The following is a 19,563-nucleotide window of genomic DNA, read 5'->3' as shown; positions in this document are numbered from 1 at the left end:
GCACGGCTTCACCGCTTGACGGCTCGACGGATGCACGGCTTCACCGCTTGACGGCTCGACGGATGCACGGCTTCACCGCTTGACGGCTCGACGGATGCACGGCTTCACCGCTTGACGGCTCGACGGACCTTGACCATCGCCCCAGGGGAGAACGCACATGGGGGTACGGACGTTCGCGGAGGACCTGCTCGGGGCGGTGCTGGACACCCTCTCGCCGCTGACCGCCGCCGCCACCGACGAGGCGGCCTTGCGTCTTCTGCTCTTCGACCTCGGCTGGGTTCCGCCCGAAGGGCCCCTCGCCGCCGACTCGTTGGGACCGATCCGCGCGGTCGCCGAGCAGCTCGCCGAAGCCGCCGAAGCACTCGGGGAGTTCCTCGCCGACGGCGGCGACTGGGCGGCGCTGGTCCAACAGGTCGGCGACGTGGTCGCGGCCGTGAAAGGGCTGAGCGCCACGGACGGTACGGGGCTGCCCGCGCCGTTGAACCAGTCGGGGCTGTGGGCATCGCTCGCCGCCGAACTGCCCGGCTACCTCCTCACCGATCAGCTCCGCCGGGAGAAGCCGGCCCTGTTCGCGCTGCTGCTGCTCACCGGGGTGATCAGCCGGGAGCCGGTACAGCCGAGCCCGTACCGGATCCCGGGGGTCCAGGCCACCGAGGTGCACTGGGACCGCCTCGTCCTGCTGGTCGGCGACCCGCGGGAACTGGCGCACCGCGCCTACGGCTGGGGCGGGGGGTTGAACGCGTACAAGCTGCTGCGCGCGGTTCAGGACGTGGCGGCGGCCTTTGGCCTTCCCGCGGTCCGTGCCGTCCCCGAACTTGCCTTGTACGAGAAGTACTTCGGCCCGCCGCCGAGCCCGATGCCGACCCCGCCGCCTTTGGTGCTGCGGATGCCGCTGGCCGCCGTCGAGGGCCACGACGGCGACGCGGCCGCCTATGCCGAGACCGGTCTCATACTGCTCCCCGTCCCGCCCGAGCCCGGCACCGCCCCGAACGGCCTGCTGCTGGGCCCGTACGCGGCGGGCGCGGCCCGAGCCGTGTTCGAGCCGAGCGCGACCATCCGGGTCGAACTGACCGCCGAGGCGGACGCCTCCGGTGCGATCGGAGTGCTGCTGCGGCCCGGCTCCCTGGCACCGCACGCCGACGGGACGGCTGTCTCGGGCGAGTTCACGGTGGCCGTGGAGCACCGGCCTGCCCAGCCGCTCACCGTGCTCGGTGACCCGGCGACCGCGGGAGTGACCCTCGGGGGCTCCCGGGCGTGGCTCGCCGTGGAGACCGAGGGCGTCGAGGTGCGGGAGGTCGCCGTCGGCCTCGAAGTCCGTGCGCTGCGCGTCGTGTTGGACCCGGCGGCGCTGGACGGGCTGATCTCCTCCGTCACCGGCGGCCGGATCGTCGAGGTCGAGACCGACCTCGAACTGGTCTGGTCGAGCCGGACCGGGTTGACGTTGCGCGGCTCGGGGCGGATGGAGCGGACCTTCCCGCTGCACCTGGAACTGGGCCCGGTCCGGGTCGGCGACCTGACCGTACGCGGCGCGGCGGACGGTGACGGTCTGCGGCTGTCGGCCACCGTCGACCTGACCGCCGCCCTCGGACCCGTGAGCGCCACCGTCCAGCAGGTCGGCATCGCCCTGGCGCTCCACCACACTCCCGACGACGGCCTGCTGTTCGGACTGGACGCCGGATTCGACCTGGTCCCGCCGCTCGGCGCCGGGCTGGCCGTCTCCGCCGGGCCGGTGAACGGCGGCGGGCACCTCTACCTGGACCGCGACAAGGGCCGGTACGCCGGGGTCTTCCAACTCGGCCTGGGCGGCGTGGCCGCGCTGTCGTCCTGGCGGCTGCAGGGTGTGGCGATCCTCGACACCAAGGCGGTCGGCGGAGGTCCGGCGCCGGACTCTGCCGACGAGGGCTTCTTCTCCCTGTTGGTCGTCGCCTCGTACGAGTGGTCGCCGGGCATCGCGCTCGGCTGGGGCATCTTCCTCAACGGCGTCGGGGTGGTGGTCGGCCACAACCGGCGCACCGATGTGGAGGAACTTCGCGGCGCCACCAGGACCGGGGCTCTGGACGCGCTGCTCTTCCCGGCCGACCCGGTCGGCGACGCCCCGGCGGTGATCGGCACCCTGGGGCGGCTCCTCCCGCCCGCACCGGGTAGCACCGTGCTCGGCGTGATGGCCCGGGGCGAGATGCTCGGGAAACTGATCACCGCCAAGCTGGCCGTGCTGATCCAACTGCCCACCCCTGTCAGGGTGGTGGTGCTGGGGCAACTGATCGTCGACCTCGAGCAGATCGGGCGGCTGCGCCTGGACGTCGTCGGAGTGCTGGACTTCGACCGGGGCGAATTCTCGCTGGACGGCAGCCTGATCGACTCCAAGCTCCTGGGCCGGACGATCACCGGGGACATGGCGCTGCGGGCGCGCTGGCAGGGAGAGGCCTCGTTCGCGTTGTCGCTCGGCGGGTTCCACCCCGCCTTCCGGCCTCCCGTCGGCTTCCCGGCGCTGCGGCGGCTGACCATCGCGCTGTCCGACAACGGGAATTCCCGGATCAGCGCGTACCTCGCGATCACCAGCAACAGCGTGCAGTTCGGCGGTTCGATCGACCTGCGCATCACGTTCTGGAAGATTGACATCGAGGGTCATGCCCATCTGGACGCGCTGATGCGCTTCGACCCGCTGTGGTTCACCGCCGAACTGGGCGCGCGGGTCACGGTGAAGGTCTTCGGCAAGACCCTGCTCGGGGTCGATCTGCTGGTCGGGGTCAGCGGCCCGCAGCCGTGGGGCTTCTGGGGGCGCGTCAAGCTCAAGCTGCTCTTCCTGGAGGTCGACAAGAGCTTCGACACGCGCAAGCGGGGCGCCGCGGCGCCGCCCGAACTGCCGTTCGTCCGAGCCGTCGACCGGCTGCGCGACGCGCTCGCCCTGCCCTCCGCGTGGGAGGCCACGGCCGGCGGCAACGGCGACCTGGCGGTGCTGCGTTCGCCCGAGCTGCCCGGACGACTGGTGCTGCGGCCCGACACCGTGCTGGGCATCCGGCAGAACGTGCTGCCCTTCGGGGTGGAGATCGAACGGCTGGGCGCGGCACGGGTCTCGGGGCCGAACCACTTCCGGATCCTGTCGTTCGGCTATGGCGACGGGCACGCCGGAACGGTCGGGGATCCCGTCCTGGACCGGTTCGCGCCGGGGCAGTTCCACGACCTGGGCGTGGACGAACTGCTCGACCAGCCCGGTTACCGGTGGCAGGAGACGGGACGACGGCTCGGCCTGCCGGGCGGCACCGACCTGCCCGCCGTCGGGCTCACGGTGAGCGCGGCGCTGGACGGTGACGGGGCGTACGACGCCTGGGTCGTCGACCACCCGGACGCACCGGGCAGGCCGCTGCCGGGCACGGCCGCGGCCGCCCCGGTGACCGGGTTCGCCGGGAACGGCCCGGCGGCCAACGCCAAGACCAGGGACAGCGGCCCGGCGCGCTTCGGCGGCGCGGGGCTCGGGCTGACCACGACCGGGAGCGGGGGACGCTGAGATGGCCGGGCTGAGGTTTCTGCCCTGGGTGCGCGACGGGGTGGTCCGCGCACTCGCCGACGAGGACCCGCTGAGCGGTGCACTGAGCCGGCAGCGCGGGGAGGTACGGCTCACCGTCGAGGTGGCGGCGAGCGGCGCGGACCCCGAGACGATCAGCGTGGGCACCGACGCGGCGGTGCACGGGCCCGGCGACGTCACCGCGCTGGACCCTCGGCAGGTGATCCGGTGCTTCCCCGAGCCGAACGCGCAGGGCGTGGACGTCTCGCTGTTCGCCGCGGTCGACTTCGACGCGCCCGAACTGCCCTGGCAGTTCACCCCCGCCCGACCGGACGCCCAAGGCAGGTTGCGCCCGTGGCTGGTGCTGGTCGTCGTCCCGGAGAACGCGCCCGGCGTCGAGTTCCGCACCCCGGCCGGGGCACTGCCCCGGCTGACCGCGCCGGTTGCCGAACTGCCCGACCTGGACGAGTCCTGGGCCTGGGCGCACGCCCAACTCCTGCTGGAGCACGACGCCGAGGACCCGGCGGACGTGATCGCCGGGCACCCGGAGCGGACGCTGTCGCGGCTGGTCTGCCCGCGTCGGCTGGAGCCCGGAGTCGGCTACCTGGCGGCAGTGGTGCCCGCGTTCGACGCGGGCTGTCGGGCGGGGCTCGGTCAACCCCCGTTGGAGGGGCGGGTGCTGCGACCGGCCTGGGGGACACCTTCGTCCCCGGACGCGTTCGGGGACTCGGGATCGGGATCGGGTGCGGAGTCCGAATCGGGATCGGAGTCCGAATCGGCCTCGGGAACGGGTTCGGGGTCGGGATCGGAGTCCGAATCGCAGTCTGGATCCGAGTCCGGGTCCGAGTCGGTGACGCTGCCGGTGCTCCACCACTGGCGGTTCGCCACCGGCGTGGGCGGCGACTTCGAGTCGCTGGTCCGTCGGCTCCGGGGCCGTCCCCTGCCGGAGTCCGTCGGGCTGCGCCGCGTCGACCTGAACACCGCCGGAAGCGGGCTGCCGGTCGGCGAACCGGGCGTGGACGGCGTCTCGGTGCTCGGCTTCGAAGGGGCGGTGGCCTCGCCGGCGATGCGGCGGACCGAGTGGGCCGCCGACCCGCAGGCCTCCTGGCAGGCCGTCATGGAAACCCTGCTGAGCAATCACGACGCGTGGCTGACACCGCCGGTGTACGGAATCGGGCACGCCCAGGAGGTACGGCTGCCCGAGGCCGGCGCGCCGCCGCAGTGGCTGCGCGAACTCAACCTCGACCCCCGCTACCGGGCCGCGGCCGCGCTGGGTACCGCCGTGGTGCAGCGGCATCAGGAGGACCTGGCCGCCGCGGCCTGGCAGCGGGCCGCCGAACTGGTGGACATCAACGCGCAATTGATGCAGGGGCAGCTGGCCCGGGACGCGGCGGCCGAGCTGTACGGCAAGCGGATCGACCCGGCGCGTCCGGGCCGTGCGTTCTCCGACGGGGAACTGCTCGCATTGACCCGGCCCGTGCACGAGGACGGATCGACCGCGGATGCGGACCTGAACGGCAATGCCGGGGTGGCGGCGACCACTTCGTCCTCGCTGCGCCGCCTCACCCGCCCCCGCGGGCCGCTTGCCCGCCGCCTGGACGCACCGCCCACCGCCGACCCGGCCGCCTGGCTGGCCGAGGGCCGCAGCGCGATCCCGGCCGCCGCCCTCCCGGACGGCGGGATGGGGTTCGGCGACGTCTCCAGGGAACCGCTGGACAACTACGGGCCCGACCGTCTCGGCAACCCGTCCGCGGCGTGGTCCTCGGTCGCAGCGACAACGGCGCGACCCGAGAAGGAACTTGGCAACGCCGGGCCCGCGGCGGAGCCCGACGGCGCCGGCGCCGCGCCGGAGTCCGACACCGCGCAGCCGGAGATAGGACCGCATCCCTCCACGCCGCCCAATGCTCTCGCCGGCGTCGCCGCCGACGAACCGATGACCGCGGTCGGCAGTTCCGGCGGAGACCTGCTCGACAACGACCGGTTCTTCCTCAGGTCCCAGGACGGACGGCTGTTCGAGCGCAGGCGGCTGGCCGGGACCTGGACGTGGCGGGACCACGGCCGGCCGAACGCGACGAGCCCGGTGATCACCTCGGCCACCGCGGTGCCGCCCGACCGCGTGTACGTCCGAACCGGCAACAATCTTCTGTGGGAGCGGAGTTGGGACGGCGACCGCTGGCGGTGGGTGGGCTGCGGAGCGCCGCCCGGTGGGCTGGCGAGCCGCCCGGTCGCCGCGGGGGGCAGCGTCTTCGTGCTCGGCGGTGACGGAGGCCTGCACGTCTTCGAAACCGCCACTCGCATCTGGCGTGCCCTCGGCAAGCCGGGCGAACTCGCCCCGTACGAGAAGCTGTTCGCCACGCCGCGGCCGATCGATGCCACGTCCATCCGGGTCGCGACCAGCCAGAACCGCCTGTTCGTGTGCAGTCGCCCCGACCCCTACGGCGCCCCGGTATGGTTCCCCGCCAACTCCACGCAGGTGCTGACGGGTTCGCCCAGCGCGGTGCACCGTCTGAACCGGTTCTTCTACCTGACCCCGGGCGGCAACCTGGGGCGGCAGGCAGGCGACGCGTGGGTCGACCACGGCCGCCCGCTGCCGGACCACCGCGTGGTCTCGGTCGGCATGGACAGCGTGGAGGTGTTCCAGGACGGCTCCCCGGGCGTGAACGTGCTGGTCTCCACACCGACCGGGCAACTGGAGGTGGCCTCCCTCGGCGAGTGGGACGAGGACCTGCCGGACGGGCGGTCCAGGGTGCGCTGGAGCTGGAGCCAGACGCGCTGGCAGCACCCGGCCGGGCTGGCCCCGCGCCGGATCGGCCCGGTCATCGGGGACAGCCACACCGGCGAGGAGACCTTCATGGTCACCGCCGACGGACGCCTCACGTGCCGGGTCGGCACCGACTGGCAGGACCATGGCGTGCCGCTGGACCCGCGCGGCAGCGGCCCGATGGAGTCCGCCGCGGTCACGCGCCCCGAACTGCTGCCGGGTACCGGCCTGTTCTCCTCGTTCCTGACCGCACACCTGCTGGGCCAGAGCAACCCGGACCGCAGCCGGCTGTGGATCGGCTCGGCGCACGACCCGGATCTGGAGGGCCGGCCGGACTCGCTCTCGCCGCCGCGCGAGGCACTGGCCCTGGACTTCCGGGCCCGCGCGCTGGGCGTGGCCGTCGGGCACGTCACCGGCGGGCTGCGTCCGGACCTGGTCGTCCTGACCATCCGTCAGCCCACGGCCGGCGCACCGTGCGTGGCCGAGTACCGGATCGGCCGAGCCCTGGACGAGGAGGGTGTGCCGACCGGCGGCTGGCTCGGCCCGTTCCGGCTGCCGGACCCGCTGCATCCGAACGCGCGCGGCGCCGATCTGACCCTGGCCGACCTGGACGGGGACGGCCGACTGGAGCTTGTCCTCGCGTACGGCGTCTCGGGTCCGGACCGGGACCGCAACCGGGTGTACTACCGGATCGGTTGGGGACTGGACGCCGACGGGCAGGCCGCCCGGGGCTGGACGGATTCCGTCCCGACGCCGTGGACCTTCTCCGCGATCGACGGCGTCGGCGTCGACGTGGTCGCCATGGGTGCGGAGCAGACTCCGCACCTGGTGGTGCTCGCGGACGGACAGGACGGCGCCGCCCGGGTCTGCCGGTACGGCGTAGGCCGCGGCGTCAACCGGCGCGGCCAGGTCGTCGGTGGCTGGCACGGCCCGTTCACGGTGGCGGACGGGTCGGCCGGACCGAGCGCCGCGACCGGCATGGCGGTCACCGACCTGACCGGTACGAGCGCCCCCGATCTGGTCGTCTACCGGATCACCGGGAGTGCCGCCGCCGGCCATACCGGGACCTTCCGGATCGGCTTCGACCTGGACGCCGGCACCGGGGTCGCACGATGGAGCGACCCGTACGAGCCGCATCGGATACCGCCGGGCGCCGAGGTGTCGGGCGCCGGCCTCGCGGTGGCCGAACTGCGCGCCGCGCTGGCCGAGTTGCGGGCGAAGACCGCCGCCAACTTCGCCGCGGCCGCGGCTCCGCACCAGGCGCACCTGTTGTCGGTGTTCGGATCGTCCCAGGACGACAGCCAGGACGAGGTGCAACTTGGCTCGGCGGCCGAGCGGATCCGGGCCCGGCTGGACCCGCAACAGACCATCCCGGCACGGGTGTTGGAATCGATCGAGGTCGGCGGCCGTCCGCTTGCCGGTGCGCTGGCGCTCGGCGCGGTCAGCAGGCCGAGCGCGACAGGCGGCGCGAGCACGGCAGGCAGCGCGAGCACGGCAAGCACGGCAAGCACGCCAGGTGAGGCAATCAGGGCAAGCGGGGCAGGAGCGCCAAGCAGGGACAGCGGGGACAGCCTGCGGCGCCTGCTCGCCGGGCTGACCTTCGACGTGCCGGCGTACGAACTGCTCCGCGGGCTCGCCCAGGAGCACGTCGCGCCCGGCCTGCCCGCCGTCGCACCCGAGACCATGACGGCGCTGGCCGCCAACGCCAGGTTCATCGAGGCGTTCATGGTCGGGCTCAACCACGAAACGAGCCGGGAGCTGCTGTGGCGGGAGTTCCCCGCCGACCCGAGGCAGACGTGGTTCCGGCAGTTCTGGGACGTGCGCAACGCACGTTCGGCGGACCGCCCGCTCACCGACCTGCCGCCGTTCTCCGACGACGTGTGGCGCAGCGGCTCCCTCGGCAGCCACTTGACCTCGGTCGGCGCGCCCGGAGAGGACGCGCTGATCCTGGTGGTGCGCGGTGAGGTGCTGCGGCGCTACCCCTCCACCGTGGTGACGATGCGTCAGGCCGTCTGGACCAGCGAGACCGGCCGCGACCCGGTCGGCCAGGACCTGCCTCCGATATTCAGCGGCTGGCTCTCCCCGGACCTCCTCCTGTTCGGCTTCCCGCTCACCGCCGCGGTGGCCCGCGGCGCGACCAGTCGGACCGCCGGGGACGCGGGCCGCTTCTTCGTGCTCCGCGAGCAGCCCACCGCGCCCAGGTTCGGCCTCGATCTCCCGCCCGAGGACTGGACGTCCGAACCGTTCGAGGGCACGCACTGGGACCAACTGCACTGGGGGCACCTCCCCGACGGGGCGCGCTTCCTGTCCCCGTACGCACCGGGACTGGGCCGCAACCCCGACGGAAGCCCGGCGGGGCGGAGGCTCGACGGCGCCGAGTACGGCCGCAACGCCGCCGACATGGCCCGTGTCGCGCTCCAGCGCCCCGTCCTGATCGCCCGTCACGCGAGTGACGTGCTGCCCGCCATGGAGGCCACCCGATGACCGGCACACCGCTGTCCGAGGCGGTGCCCAAGACCGCCTGGGGACTGTCCACCTGGTACCCGGTGGCGCTGCTCCCGGTGCGGCTGGAGACCCGGTTCTTCGGTACCGAGCTGCGGGTGCGGATCTACCCCGACCAGATCCACGTGGACTCCCACGAACCGGAACTGACCGTCGAGGAACGGGACTCCGGGCGCCGCTACTGGGAGCGGACCGGGCCGTCCGAACCGGAACCGGGTCCGGAGCAGGACCGGGAGGGGTGCGAGGCGGCCTGGGAGGACCTGGTCCGGGAGTACGGCGCCGCCAGAGCCGGGTGGATCGCCCGGGTGATGGAGCCCGAATTCCCCGGCGGCCCGTACCCTGAGCCGCTGGACCGGCCGGGCCGGTGGAGCAGGGCGCCGGTCGCCCGCGCGCTGCCGACCCGCTGGCACGCGGTCGCCCGCACCCGCAGCGGGCAGATGTTGTACGGCAGTTCCGCTCCGGTGGCGGCCGCCCCCGCCTTGGGCCCGGACCCGCGGTCGACGGAACCGCCGCCGCCGGAGGACGGTGCCCCGGTCCAACTCGGCATGCGCTGGCTGACCGACTTCGATGCCGCGCTGACGGCGGGGATGGCACTCACCCTGACCGTCCCCCCGGCCGATCCGGACCGGCCCACCGTCCCGGAGGAAGTGGAACTGCTGGTGGTCGTCGGCGTGGACGAGACCGCCCAGCCACAGGCCACCGCGACCCGGCTGGCCGAACTGCTGGAGGCGCACGCGGCCACCGACGGCCTGGGCTTCCTGCCGCCCGACACCCCGACCAACAACACCGAGACCGTCTCTTCCGGCCACGACCCGAACTCCCGGGCCACGATCCTGGCGGCCCGAGTGACCGACGGGCAGGGCACGCCCGCCGAGGACGCCGAGACGGCGGCCGCGCTGACCGCCTCCGCGTTCGGCCTGCCGCTGGGTCATCGGCCGGGCGACGCGCTGGCCGCGGTGCGCCGCCGCCCCGTCCGGGCCGGGGCGCCCACCGCGCTCGGCCGGGCCGCGCACGGCGAGTCCGCCGACCGCGCGCTGGGCCGCCCGGTCCGCCGCGCGCTGTGGCCGTCCGGCTTCGGCAGGCTGTTCCGGCACATGCTGCCCCTCGACCGGCTCCCGCACCCGGACGCCCTCGCCGAGCACTTCGTGCGGTACGTGCACCCCGAGGGGCCGCTGCCGACGCTGCGGATCGGCGCGCAGCCGTACGGCCTGCTGCCGGTCACCGCGCTGCGCGGCCGACAGAGCACGAGCCCCGACGAGGCCCGGGCGGTACAGGTGCTCACCGGGCTGACCGAGGTGTGGCTGCGTTCGCCGGTTCCCCGGATACGCCCCGGCAACGCGGAGCCGGACCGGCTGATGCTGGAGATCCTGGCCACCGACGCCCGCGTCCGCGAGGTGCGGGCCCGCAGCGTGCTCGGCAACGAGTACGTGAGCTGGCTGTGGCGGTTCACCCGCTCCTACCCGGAGGGTGACTGGCGCGCGCGACTGCTGCGCCCCGCGCGGGAGTTGCTGGCCTCACTCGGCCTGGCCGACCCGGAGGACCCCCGGCTGGCCCTGGTCACGTACGCCGACACCTCGTTCAGGCTCGGCACCGCGCTGGTCGGGGACGACCTCTCCTACCTGGCGGCACTCGCGGCGGTCGGGCTGCCCGCCGACCACCCGCCGCCGGAGGGCCCGCGACCGCTGCTGCACCGCCTGCTGCGGGCCTCGCTGATCGCCGAACACGACATCGCCGTCGGGCTGTTGGCGTCCTCGCCCGATGGGCCGCTGCCCGGGGCCGGGTGGCGGCCGGAGGCGGAACTCGTCGACATCTTCCCCGGCCGGACCACCCCCACGCTGCGTCGCCGGCTCGACCTGGCCGTGCCGGGAGCCGGGAAGACCGCCGGGGCGTACGTCGCCGACGCCGGAGCCGACGCCCGGCACAGTCAGGTCACCGCGCGGTTGGCCGAGTTCCGCGCGGTACTCGCCGAACTGCACCACGACTACGTCGCGGCCGAGCCGGAACAGCGCCGCCCCCGCGCCGATTTGGAACGACACGTCGCCGGGACGCTCGGTCTGTCCGCCCACCGGCTGGACGCCTGGATCACGTCGCTGGCGACCCGTCGGCTGGAGCAGCAGCGCCAGGCGCGCCCGGCCGAGTTGCCCGACGGCGTCCACCTGGGCGGCTACGGGTGGGTGCACGACCTGCGGCCGGACCCGCCGCAGACCTCGGTCGCGCCCCCCGAGGGCGTGCCCGCGGGGCAGTTGTACCCCGCGCCCGACCAGCAGGGCCATCTGCATGCGCCCTCGCTCGGGCAGGCCGCAACCGCCTCGGTGCTGCGCGGCGGTTGGCGTTCGCGCGGCGGTGGGGACGACAACCCGCTGGCCGTCGATCTCTCCTCGCGCCGGGTCCGGCTGGCCCAGGAACTGCTGGACGGTGTCCGCGACGGCCAACGGCTGGGCCTGCTGCTCGGCCGCCGCTTCGAGCGCGGACTGCACGAGCACCCGGACCGGATCCTCGACCGGTACCTGCCACTGTTCCGGCTCCTCGCCCCGGTCCGCGCCCATCGCGTCGACCCCGACGCCACGCCGGTTCCGGTGGTGGAGAGCGAAGCGGTGGCAGACGGCTTGGAGCTGCACCGGCTGCACCGCTCGGGGGACCTGGCCGCCGCGCTGGGCGGGCTGCCCGCGGCCGACCGCACCGCGGTCGAAGAAGTCCTCGCATCGCTGACCGACGCGGTGGACGCGGTCGGTGACGCGCTGTTGGCCGAAGGCGTCCACCAGTTGACCGTCGGCAACGTCACCCGGGCGGCGGCGGCCGTCAACGCGGCGGCCGGCGCGGATGTCGCCCCCGAACTGCAGTTCGTCCGCACCGAGGACACCGGCATCGCGGTCACCCACCGGGTCCTGCTGCTGGTCAACCACGACAGCCGCTTCGACCGGCTGCGCCAGGACTGGCCTGCCGCCCGGGGGCAGCAACCCCGGCTGATCGGCAGTCCGGCCGCCGACGCGCTGGCCGCCACCCTGCTGCCGCCGTCGAACCGGATCAGCTGGCGGTTCCGCCGGCATCCGGTGGACGGTGCGCCCGGCCCGTTCCGCGACCGAAGCCTCGACTTCCTCCAGGCCTCGGCGATCGACCAACTGGCCACCCCGCCCCGGCCGCTCGACGTCGCCGACGCCGAACTGGAGCGGCGCATCGCGCTGGTCGAAGGCATCGACGAGCAAACGGAGTTGGACTTCCGGGCCGATCCGGCCTGGGGGCCCGAGCGGGTCTCGGTCGGGGAATTCCTCCAGGCCGCGGGGGCGGTACGCGACCTGCTCGCGCAGGCCCGGCCGGTGGTCGCCGCCGACCTGGACGCGCCGGGCAGCGTCGTACCACCGGACTTCGACCCGTACACCGTCCACCATGCCGACGAGTCCTGGCTGTTGGCCAAGGCGACGGCGGCCGCGCTGGACGGCGGCGAGGAGGCGGCGTTGCGGTCGGCGCTGCGCACCGCAGCCGGATTCGGTGTGCTCGGCGCCGTACCGCCGCCGCCCGGCCCCGGCAGCGCCGAGCAGGTCGCGGAGACGGCGGCTGTCGCCCGGCTGGAGCTGGCCCGGAGACTGGCCGAACACTGTCGACTGGCACGGGAGTTCCGGCAGGGGGTGTGCACCGGGGACGGCGCATGCCGCTGTTCCCAGGGCGACTTCGACGATCCGGCGCAACCTGCCGAGCGCCGCCGGCAATTCCAACTGGACCGCCTGCACGCGCTGTTCGGCGCCGATCTGCCGATCCTGCCGCGTGCCTGGGCCCCACGGGCGGCCGAGCTGAGCACCGCGCTGACGGCCGGGCCCGCCTTCCGGGGCGGCGGCCCGCACCCCGCGCTGCGCTGGCTCACCCGCTACGCCCGGGTCCGCCCCGCGCTGGCCCGACTTCAGGAGGTGCTCACGTACGCGGACGCACTCGACTCCGGCGGGGTGGTGAAGCTGCCGCCGACCGTTCGGGTGGCCCAACTCCCGTACACACCGGGCGAAAACTGGGTCGGTGAGAGCCCTCCGCCGACGGACCGGCAGACGCTCTCCCTGGTGGTCGTCGGCTGCGGAGAACTCGACGTCACCAAGCCGGTCTGCGGCGTGGTGGTGGACGAGTGGACCGAGGTGGTCCCCGCCGAACGGCGGCACACCGGGCTGGCGTTCGAGCACGACGCGCCGGCGGCCGCGGCACCCCAGGCGGTGCTGCTCGCGGTCAGCGGGGACGGCACCCCCGCCTGGCGCCCGGACCGGCTCGTGCAGACCGTCGAGGAGGCGTACGACCTGGCCCGGGTCCGGGCCGCCGACGTCGACTCGCTCGGCGAGGTGGGGCAGTTCCTGCCCGGGCTGTACTTCCCGGTCGACCTGCACGCGAGGGCGCTGAGCACCGACTTCACGCCCGACGCGGAAGACACGCCCGAGACCGGTGGGAGCACTTCATGACGACGCCGCCCTCCACGGAGCCCGTGACGCAGCCCTCGATCACCACGTGGACCCGGCTGGAGCCGCGTACCAGGACCGCCGACCTCAGCCCGGCGTCGGAGGCCCGCATCGCCGACCCGCTGTGGCTACTGGCCAGACAGTGGCAGTTCGGCGAGTTCCAGGGCGAGGACGCGGGCTCCCCGATCCTGGCCCGCGTGGACGCCGAAGCCGCGCGGTTCACCCGCTACCGCGGCGGTCCCGACGGCCACCTGTCGATCGCCCTGGAATCCGGCGCGCCCCTGGAGACCGTGGTCGAACGGGAGCCCGCGGAGCTGGTGGCCGACCTGCGCTGGGCGGCCGAGACCGGCCGGGTCTTCCTGCGGCTGCTCACCGAGCACGGGGCCGGGGCCCTGCGTCCGGCGGTGCTGGCGCGCTATCCGCTCCCGACCGCCGCGGGCGGTCCGGCGGACGAGTCGACCGACGGCTACCTGCGGATCGTGTCCGGCCGGGTGCCGCACGGCCGTCCGCTGCTGGACGCCTGCGCGGGCGACCGGCTCGTCGCCGAACTCGACGTACCGGGCGAACTCGTCGAGGCGGTGGAGGGCACGGCCGCCGCGTGGCTGACCTGGCTCGGGGTCCCGCCCCGGCCGCCCGAACCCGACCCCGGCTACCTGCTGCAGCTCCCCGGCGTACTGGAGGCACCGGCGACGGAGCGGCCACCGCGGCTGCCGTGGCCGCCGCCCGAGGCCCTGCCGCCGGTCAGCGTGCCCGGCCTGGAGGGGACCGCCTGGCAGCGGGACCGGCTCGAGTACAGCTTCGCCGTCGCGGCCGCCCACACCGAGGACGAGGTCGTGCTCAGCGCCACCGAATACGGGGGCGACCGGCTCGACTGGTACCACCTGGACCACGAGCCCGGCCGTACGCTGCACGCCGAGCCGGACGTCGAGCACGTCGTCCGCACCGTACTGCCGACCCCGGTCGGCTATCCCGGGATGCCGTCCACCCGGTTCTGGGAACTCGAGGACGCCGGCGTCAACTTGGGGTCGGTGGCGGCAGGCCGCACCGACCTCGCGCGGATGGTGCTGCTGGAGTACGGCACGGTCTACGCCAACGACCACTTCCTGGTGCCGCTCGACCTGCCGATCGGCTCGGTGACCCGGATCCGTTCGCTCGTGGTGACCGACACCTTCGGCGTACGCACTCTCGTGCCGCCGGCACCGGCCGGGCGGGGATGGTCGCTGTTCCGTCCCTCGCCGCGTACCGGCGCGCCTGTCGACGCCCTGCTGGTGCTGCCGCCCACCGCCGTGGACGCGTTGGCCTCCCCGCCGGTCGAGGAAGTCCGGTTGCTCCGGGACGAGATGGCCAACCTGGGCTGGGCGGTGGAGCGCGTCGTGACCAGCGCGACCGGACGGCCGGTGGATCGCGAGCACTCCGGCGCCGTGGCGCCGGGGCGCGCCGCGCGTCCGACCGGTACGGGGGTGCCGGAGGCGGGGTACACGCTGGCGAGCGCGGTCCCCACGCACTGGGTGCCGCTGGTGCCCCGCCCGACCGACGGTCGGCCCGACCAAGTCCGCCTGCACCGAACGCCGTTGCAGGTCGTGGACGCTTCGGGGGTGCCGGTCCCGGTGACCGGCCACAGTCGGCTGCTCGACTGGCGGGAGGACCCGCACGCACCGGGACGCCTGGTGGAACTGGCCGTGCCGGAAGAGGAGGTCGGCCGTTCGGGGGTCCGGGTGGTCCGGCAATGGCAGTTGGCCCGCTGGACCGACGGCTCGGTACATCTGTGGCTCGGCCGAACCAAGCGCACCGGCGGCGGCATCGCCACGAGCGGGTTGCGGTTCGACGCCGTCGACACCGCCGGGGCCGCAGAGGCCGCAGACGCCGTCGACACGACCGCCACGTCCGTCGAGCCCACCGTCGGTATCTCCGACGGCACTTCGGCCGACACCTCACAGGGGGGAAGCTGAGATGACGATCTACTGGAAGAAGGCCCGCCAAGTCGCCCTGCCGATGCGGCGGTCGCGCTACTTCAGCCGGATGTTCCTCCGCGCGGACGACCTCAGCCTGACCCAGGACTACCTGCTCTCCCGGCAGCACCTGCTCCTGCGCCAGCTGATCCCCGCCGGGGTCGTCAGCGGACTCGGCCTGACCGCGTCCGGCGGCGACGTGACGGTCGCCGCCGGGGTCGCCACGGACGAGGACGGCACGCCCATCGTGCTGACCGAGGACACCCGGGTGACGCTGCCGACGGGGGACGGCACGTACCTGGCGACCGTCCACTGCGCCGAGCACGCCGCCGAATCGCGCGACGAGGGAGGGGGGCAGGGCGAGACCAGGATCGTCGAGGAAGCACGGCTGGAGCTGCTGGCCACCCCGCCCACCGACCCGCGTTACGTCGTCCTCGGCACCGTGAAGCGCCAAGGGGGAGTGGTCCAGGTCGACCTGTCCACCCGCCAACTCTCCGGCATCCGCGTCCAGGCCGGGCCGATCACCCCGACGGTGGGCAAGAGCGGTACCGCCGGCATCCAGTTCCCCCGCGATCCCGGCGGCGGCGCCTTCGACGAGGCGTTCATCCGCTACTACGTGCACGGCGGCGAGGGCACCACACTGCTCATCGGCACCGCCAACGACGCGGACGACACCATCGACTTCCAGCAGGGCGGAGCTGAACGCCTGCGCATCGCCGACGGCATGCTCCTGCTGGGCGGCATCAGCGGCACGCAGTACCAGCGCGACCAGGTCGTGGCCGGCCTCGGCTTCCTCGGCTGGGGCGTCCAGCACGGCCAGCTCAGCTTCCGGGCCGGACGCGGCTTCGAACTGGTGGACCGCAGCGGGAACTTCCCGAACCTGGACTACGGGCGCGGCAGCCAGGCGTACGCCGACCTGTCGCTGCGCACCCTGAACGCGGCCGAAGACGTGACGGTCGGCCCGGGCAAGGCCGTTCGCGGCCAGGGCCTGCTGCACGTGGACGGCCCGGACCGGCTCTACCTGATGAACCGCAAGGGCGTGTACGTCTCGACGGGACCGCACGCGGCCGACCCGGAAGCCGGCAGCCTGAACGTCGACCGCAACATCGTGCTCGGCGACATTCTGGCCGGCCGCGGGCGACTCCACGTGGACGGCCCCGAACGGCTGTACCTGATGAACCAGGGCGGCGTCCGGGTCGAGTCCTCGTGGCACCCGAACGACCCCAACGCCGGGACGCTGTACGTCCACCGCAACCTCGGGGTGCAGCGCGAGGCGGGCCAGATCCCGGGGTGGAGCGGCGGGGGGATCATCTCCCACGACGTCTTCGCCGGCGGCGGCCTCTACGTCGGCAACGCCGACGCCAACGTCTGGCCGATCCAGATGTACGGCAACGGCGCCTTCTACGCCCGCACGAAGCACTTCGCCATCGATCACCCGCTCGACGCCAAACGAACCCTCGTGCACTCGGCCCTCGAAGGCCCGGAGAACGCCGTCTTCTACCGAGGCGAAGCCACCCTCGCGAAGGGCCGCGCGGTGATCGAACTACCGCGCTACTTCGAGGCCCTGGTCCAACGCAGGGGGAGAACGGTGCAACTCACCCCGAAGTTCGTCGACGACGAGGAGGTCTTCCCGCTGGCCGCCTCGGCGGTCGAGGACGGCAGATTCACCGTCCGAGCCCTCTCCGGCCCGGACGCCTCCCACGGCTTCTATTGGGAGGTCAAGGCCGTCCGGGCCGACGTCGAGCCCCTGGCACCGGACATCGACAGAGACGTGCTCTTCAACACCGCGCAACGCCAGTAGAGCGGCCTCCGACCGGTCGGAGCGCCTGCCGAAATGCCGTCCGGGCAGACCATGCGGCGTTGCCGGTACTCGTGGCCGACAGCGGGGATCGGGTCAGCCGCTCAGGTCCGCGGTGTCCCACGAGTCGCGGAAGGCGTACCGGCCGGTCGGACCGGTGTAACGGAGGAAGGCGGCGCCCGACGCGGAACTGAGCGCCTGGCTGGTGTGATAGAAGCGGCAGCCCTCGTAGATCATCTTGCCCTTGGCGAGCGCCGCGCCCGGATTGTCGACCAGGTGGTATCCCGCCAGGATGCAGTCCTGGTAGCGGACGATCGGAATCCGGTTCTGGGAGCCGGTGTAGCGGTGGTAGTTGTGGTTGGCCGCGCCGGGCACCTGGACGGCGGCCATGTCGGAGCACGAGGTGAAGGTGACGTTGCCGTTGCCCCAGCCGCAGTCGATGATCTTCTGGTCGGGGCTCATCTTGGGCTCGAAGCGAACGCCGTTCACGTTGAGACGGGTGGCGGTGATCTCTCCGTTGCCGAGCGGCATGTAGAAGTAGCGCGCGGCGTCGGTACCGACCATCGACCACGAGCCGCCGAGGACGTTGATCGAGCCGCCCCGGTCGAAGCGGAAGAAGTCGCCGCCGGCCAGCGCGAAGTTGCACGCCATCATGAAGTAGTTGAGGAACTGGTTTTGCTGCGAGTTGACGCTCGGCGTGGTGATGCCGCAGTGCAGGAAGGCGTCCGTGTAGCGCGACTGCGTATCGGTCGAGCACATCAGGAAGTGGTGCTCGCTGTTGTTGTTGGCCTGCTTGTCACCGTCGATACCGATGACCCGGTCCCACACGCCGTGCCATTCGACGTTCTGGTACACGAAGTACTGGTTCTGGCCGACACCGTACTCGGGGTATTGCAGCGCCTGGTCGTCGCCGTCCCGCGACCAGTAGTACGCGAAGCGGTTGTTCGCGTTCGTCGATCGGAAGCTCATGTCCAGGAAGTAGGTGTACCGCAGGCGCACAGCAGCGGTGATGAGGTTGTTCTGGCGCGGGTCCGGGTTCGCGGCGAAGTCCGTGGCGAAGTCGATGTTCGTCACACGCGGCCCCGCACCGCGGAACCGGAGCCCGAAGATCTGGTCCGCGGTGCCGCCGGTCGGCGACCACATCAGGGTGTCCTTCTTGGTGACCTTGTAGTTCCCCGGCGGGAAGTAGACGTCCTTCTGCGCCGCCCCGCCGACGCGCCCGGCGATCGCCGCCGTGACGGCGGCGCGAATGGCGTCCGAATCGTCGGTCTTGCCATCGCCTTTCGCGCCGTGGTCACGCACATTGACGGTGTAGGTGGACCCGGCGGCGTCCGCGTCGGCCGACCACTGTGTGGCCGCAACCGCCACCGCGCCGACTCCGGCCGCGGCGCCCAAGGACACCGCCCGGCGTCCGAAGCTTCTTCTGCTGGGCAGCGCGTGATCACCGGACATGGCGTGGAACCTTCCTCGGTGGCGCGGGAGTTGGTTCCCGGCGCTGGAAGGCGCTCAAGTTAGGTTCGAGGTGTCACAGCGACAAGCAGCACACCGTCAATCCGCGCGCATTGGATACCGCGGCCGCCGTCCCAGCCCAAAACAGTCGCACTGGGCGCGCGTTGCGGCAGGCTGCGGGTCATGCTTCGCCCTGAAGCGTCCAACGCCCTGGGTGGCAAAGGGTTTTCAAGGTGCGCAACGTATCTGCGAACGACCGGGCGGGGGCGTCTCTACAGGTCGTCGTTCTTCTGCTCGTCGGCCTTCGGGGGCTGGGCGGCGCATCCAATAGGCATCGCGCGGTGTCGGACTGGGCAGCTTTGTTGTGGCAGACGGCGACCACGTCGATCGGGGAGACGTATGCGCGCACCAACAGTTCTTGTGTGTGCGGCCCTTGCCGCGGCCCTTGCCGGGTGTTCGGACAGTTCCGACCCGCATGAAGTGTCCGGACAGACCGCGTCGCGGTCACCGTCCACGGCAGAGGAGCAACAGCGCGCCCAAGTGGTCGCCGCGTACCTGGAGATGCGTCAGGTTCAGGCGCAACTCCGGCGGACGGGCCAGGTCGACCTCGCGGCCATCGCCGCGGTGAGCGCCGGCGATGCGCGCGCAGCTCTGGTCGCCGACACCCAGGAGCAGCGGCGCAAGGGCCTCACCGTCACCGGCGAGATCCGGCACTCGCCCCGTGTCACGGCACTGGTGCCTACGGGCGAACCTGAAACCGCCGCGGTTGAGGACTGCCAGGACGTCTCCGCACTGCGAACGACGGACGCCGGCGGGAACCTGGTTCAGCAGAATCGGGAGTGGCGACACGTCGCCACCGCTCGACTGGCCCTGGTCGAAGGGCAGTGGAAAGTCACCGAGTTCGCGTCCGACCCCGAGAGCCGGTGCTGAACGGCCCGGGCGGCCCTTCAGCACCGGCTGATCGATGACGAGGACACCGCGGGCACGCCCGGTGTCGTCAGCGGTCCCACCGGCCGCCTGGCACTCCAGGCGGCCGCGGCGGGCCGCCGGGCGTTACTCGACCACGTCATTGGGTCGGCGCCCGGCGGGGACCACGCCTGGGTTCACCAGCGGTACCAGCGTCCGCGGCTGCCGCTTGCCCCGGTGCTGCGGAAGAGGAACCCCAGCAGCCATAT

The 19,563-nt window shown here is 73.1% G+C and carries 7 protein-coding genes; 6 read left to right on the top strand and 1 reads right to left on the bottom strand.

The window, feature by feature from the left end; genetic code table 11:
• The first annotated feature begins 157 nt into the window (after nt 1-157).
• From AB0C36_RS38125 to AB0C36_RS38105, 5 genes are read left to right on the top strand one after another with little or no spacing between them, the layout of a single operon-like run.
• Nucleotides 158-3,505, top strand: a complete 3,348-nt coding sequence (locus AB0C36_RS38125; protein WP_358363317.1) for a DUF6603 domain-containing protein — start codon at nt 158-160, stop codon at nt 3,503-3,505.
• A 1-nt stretch (nt 3,506) separates the two neighbouring features.
• Complete coding sequence (locus tag AB0C36_RS38120) at nt 3,507-8,747, top strand: hypothetical protein (RefSeq protein WP_358363316.1); 5,241 nt, start codon at nt 3,507-3,509, stop codon at nt 8,745-8,747.
• The gene (locus AB0C36_RS38115) at nt 8,744-13,195 is read left to right on the top strand and encodes a hypothetical protein (protein ID WP_358363315.1); all 4,452 of its coding nucleotides are present in this window, start codon (nt 8,744-8,746) and stop codon (nt 13,193-13,195) included. Before AB0C36_RS38120 ends, AB0C36_RS38115 begins: the two co-directional genes overlap by 4 nt.
• A complete protein-coding gene (locus AB0C36_RS38110; RefSeq protein ID WP_358363314.1) occupies nt 13,192-15,141 on the top strand; it encodes a hypothetical protein in 1,950 nt (649 codons plus the stop codon). The genes AB0C36_RS38115 and AB0C36_RS38110 overlap by 4 nt, the downstream gene beginning before the upstream one ends.
• A gap of 1 nt (nt 15,142) precedes the next feature.
• Nucleotides 15,143-16,942 carry a hypothetical protein gene (locus tag AB0C36_RS38105; protein ID WP_358363313.1) on the top strand — a complete coding sequence of 600 codons (1,800 nt, stop codon included), beginning with the start codon at nt 15,143-15,145 and terminating at the stop codon, nt 16,940-16,942.
• Nucleotides 16,943-17,035: 93 nt separating this feature from the next.
• Here AB0C36_RS38105 and AB0C36_RS38100 read toward each other — a convergent pair whose 3' ends face one another.
• On the bottom strand, nt 17,036-18,391 hold the full coding sequence (locus tag AB0C36_RS38100) for a glycosyl hydrolase family 28-related protein (RefSeq protein WP_358363311.1): 1,356 nt from the start codon (nt 18,389-18,391) through the stop codon (nt 17,036-17,038).
• A gap of 537 nt (nt 18,392-18,928) precedes the next feature.
• On the opposite strand from AB0C36_RS38100, the gene AB0C36_RS38095 reads away from it, so the two are divergent.
• Nucleotides 18,929-19,318, top strand: a complete 390-nt coding sequence (locus tag AB0C36_RS38095; protein WP_358363309.1) for a hypothetical protein — start codon at nt 18,929-18,931, stop codon at nt 19,316-19,318.
• Nucleotides 19,319-19,563 lie beyond the last annotated feature (245 nt).

It is taken from the genome of Streptodolium elevatio (assembly GCF_040649515.1).
Lineage (GTDB): Bacteria > Actinomycetota > Actinomycetes > Streptomycetales > Streptomycetaceae > Yinghuangia > Yinghuangia elevatio.
The sequence above is the reverse complement of the archived record's forward strand: the minus strand, read 5'-3'. Positions and strand labels throughout refer to the sequence as shown.

Excerpts from the sequence above, each read along its gene's own strand:
- AB0C36_RS38100 (WP_358363311.1), bottom strand. The coding sequence starts at position 18,391 with ATGTCCGGTGATCACGCGCTGCCCAGCAGAAGAAGCTTCGGACGCCGG.
- AB0C36_RS38115 (WP_358363315.1), top strand. The coding sequence starts at position 8,744 with ATGACCGGCACACCGCTGTCCGAGGCGGTGCCCAAGACCGCCTGGGGA.
- AB0C36_RS38125 (WP_358363317.1), top strand. The coding sequence starts at position 158 with ATGGGGGTACGGACGTTCGCGGAGGACCTGCTCGGGGCGGTGCTGGAC.
- AB0C36_RS38110 (WP_358363314.1), top strand. The coding sequence starts at position 13,192 with ATGACGACGCCGCCCTCCACGGAGCCCGTGACGCAGCCCTCGATCACC.
- AB0C36_RS38105 (WP_358363313.1), top strand. The coding sequence starts at position 15,143 with ATGACGATCTACTGGAAGAAGGCCCGCCAAGTCGCCCTGCCGATGCGG.
- AB0C36_RS38120 (WP_358363316.1), top strand. The coding sequence starts at position 3,507 with ATGGCCGGGCTGAGGTTTCTGCCCTGGGTGCGCGACGGGGTGGTCCGC.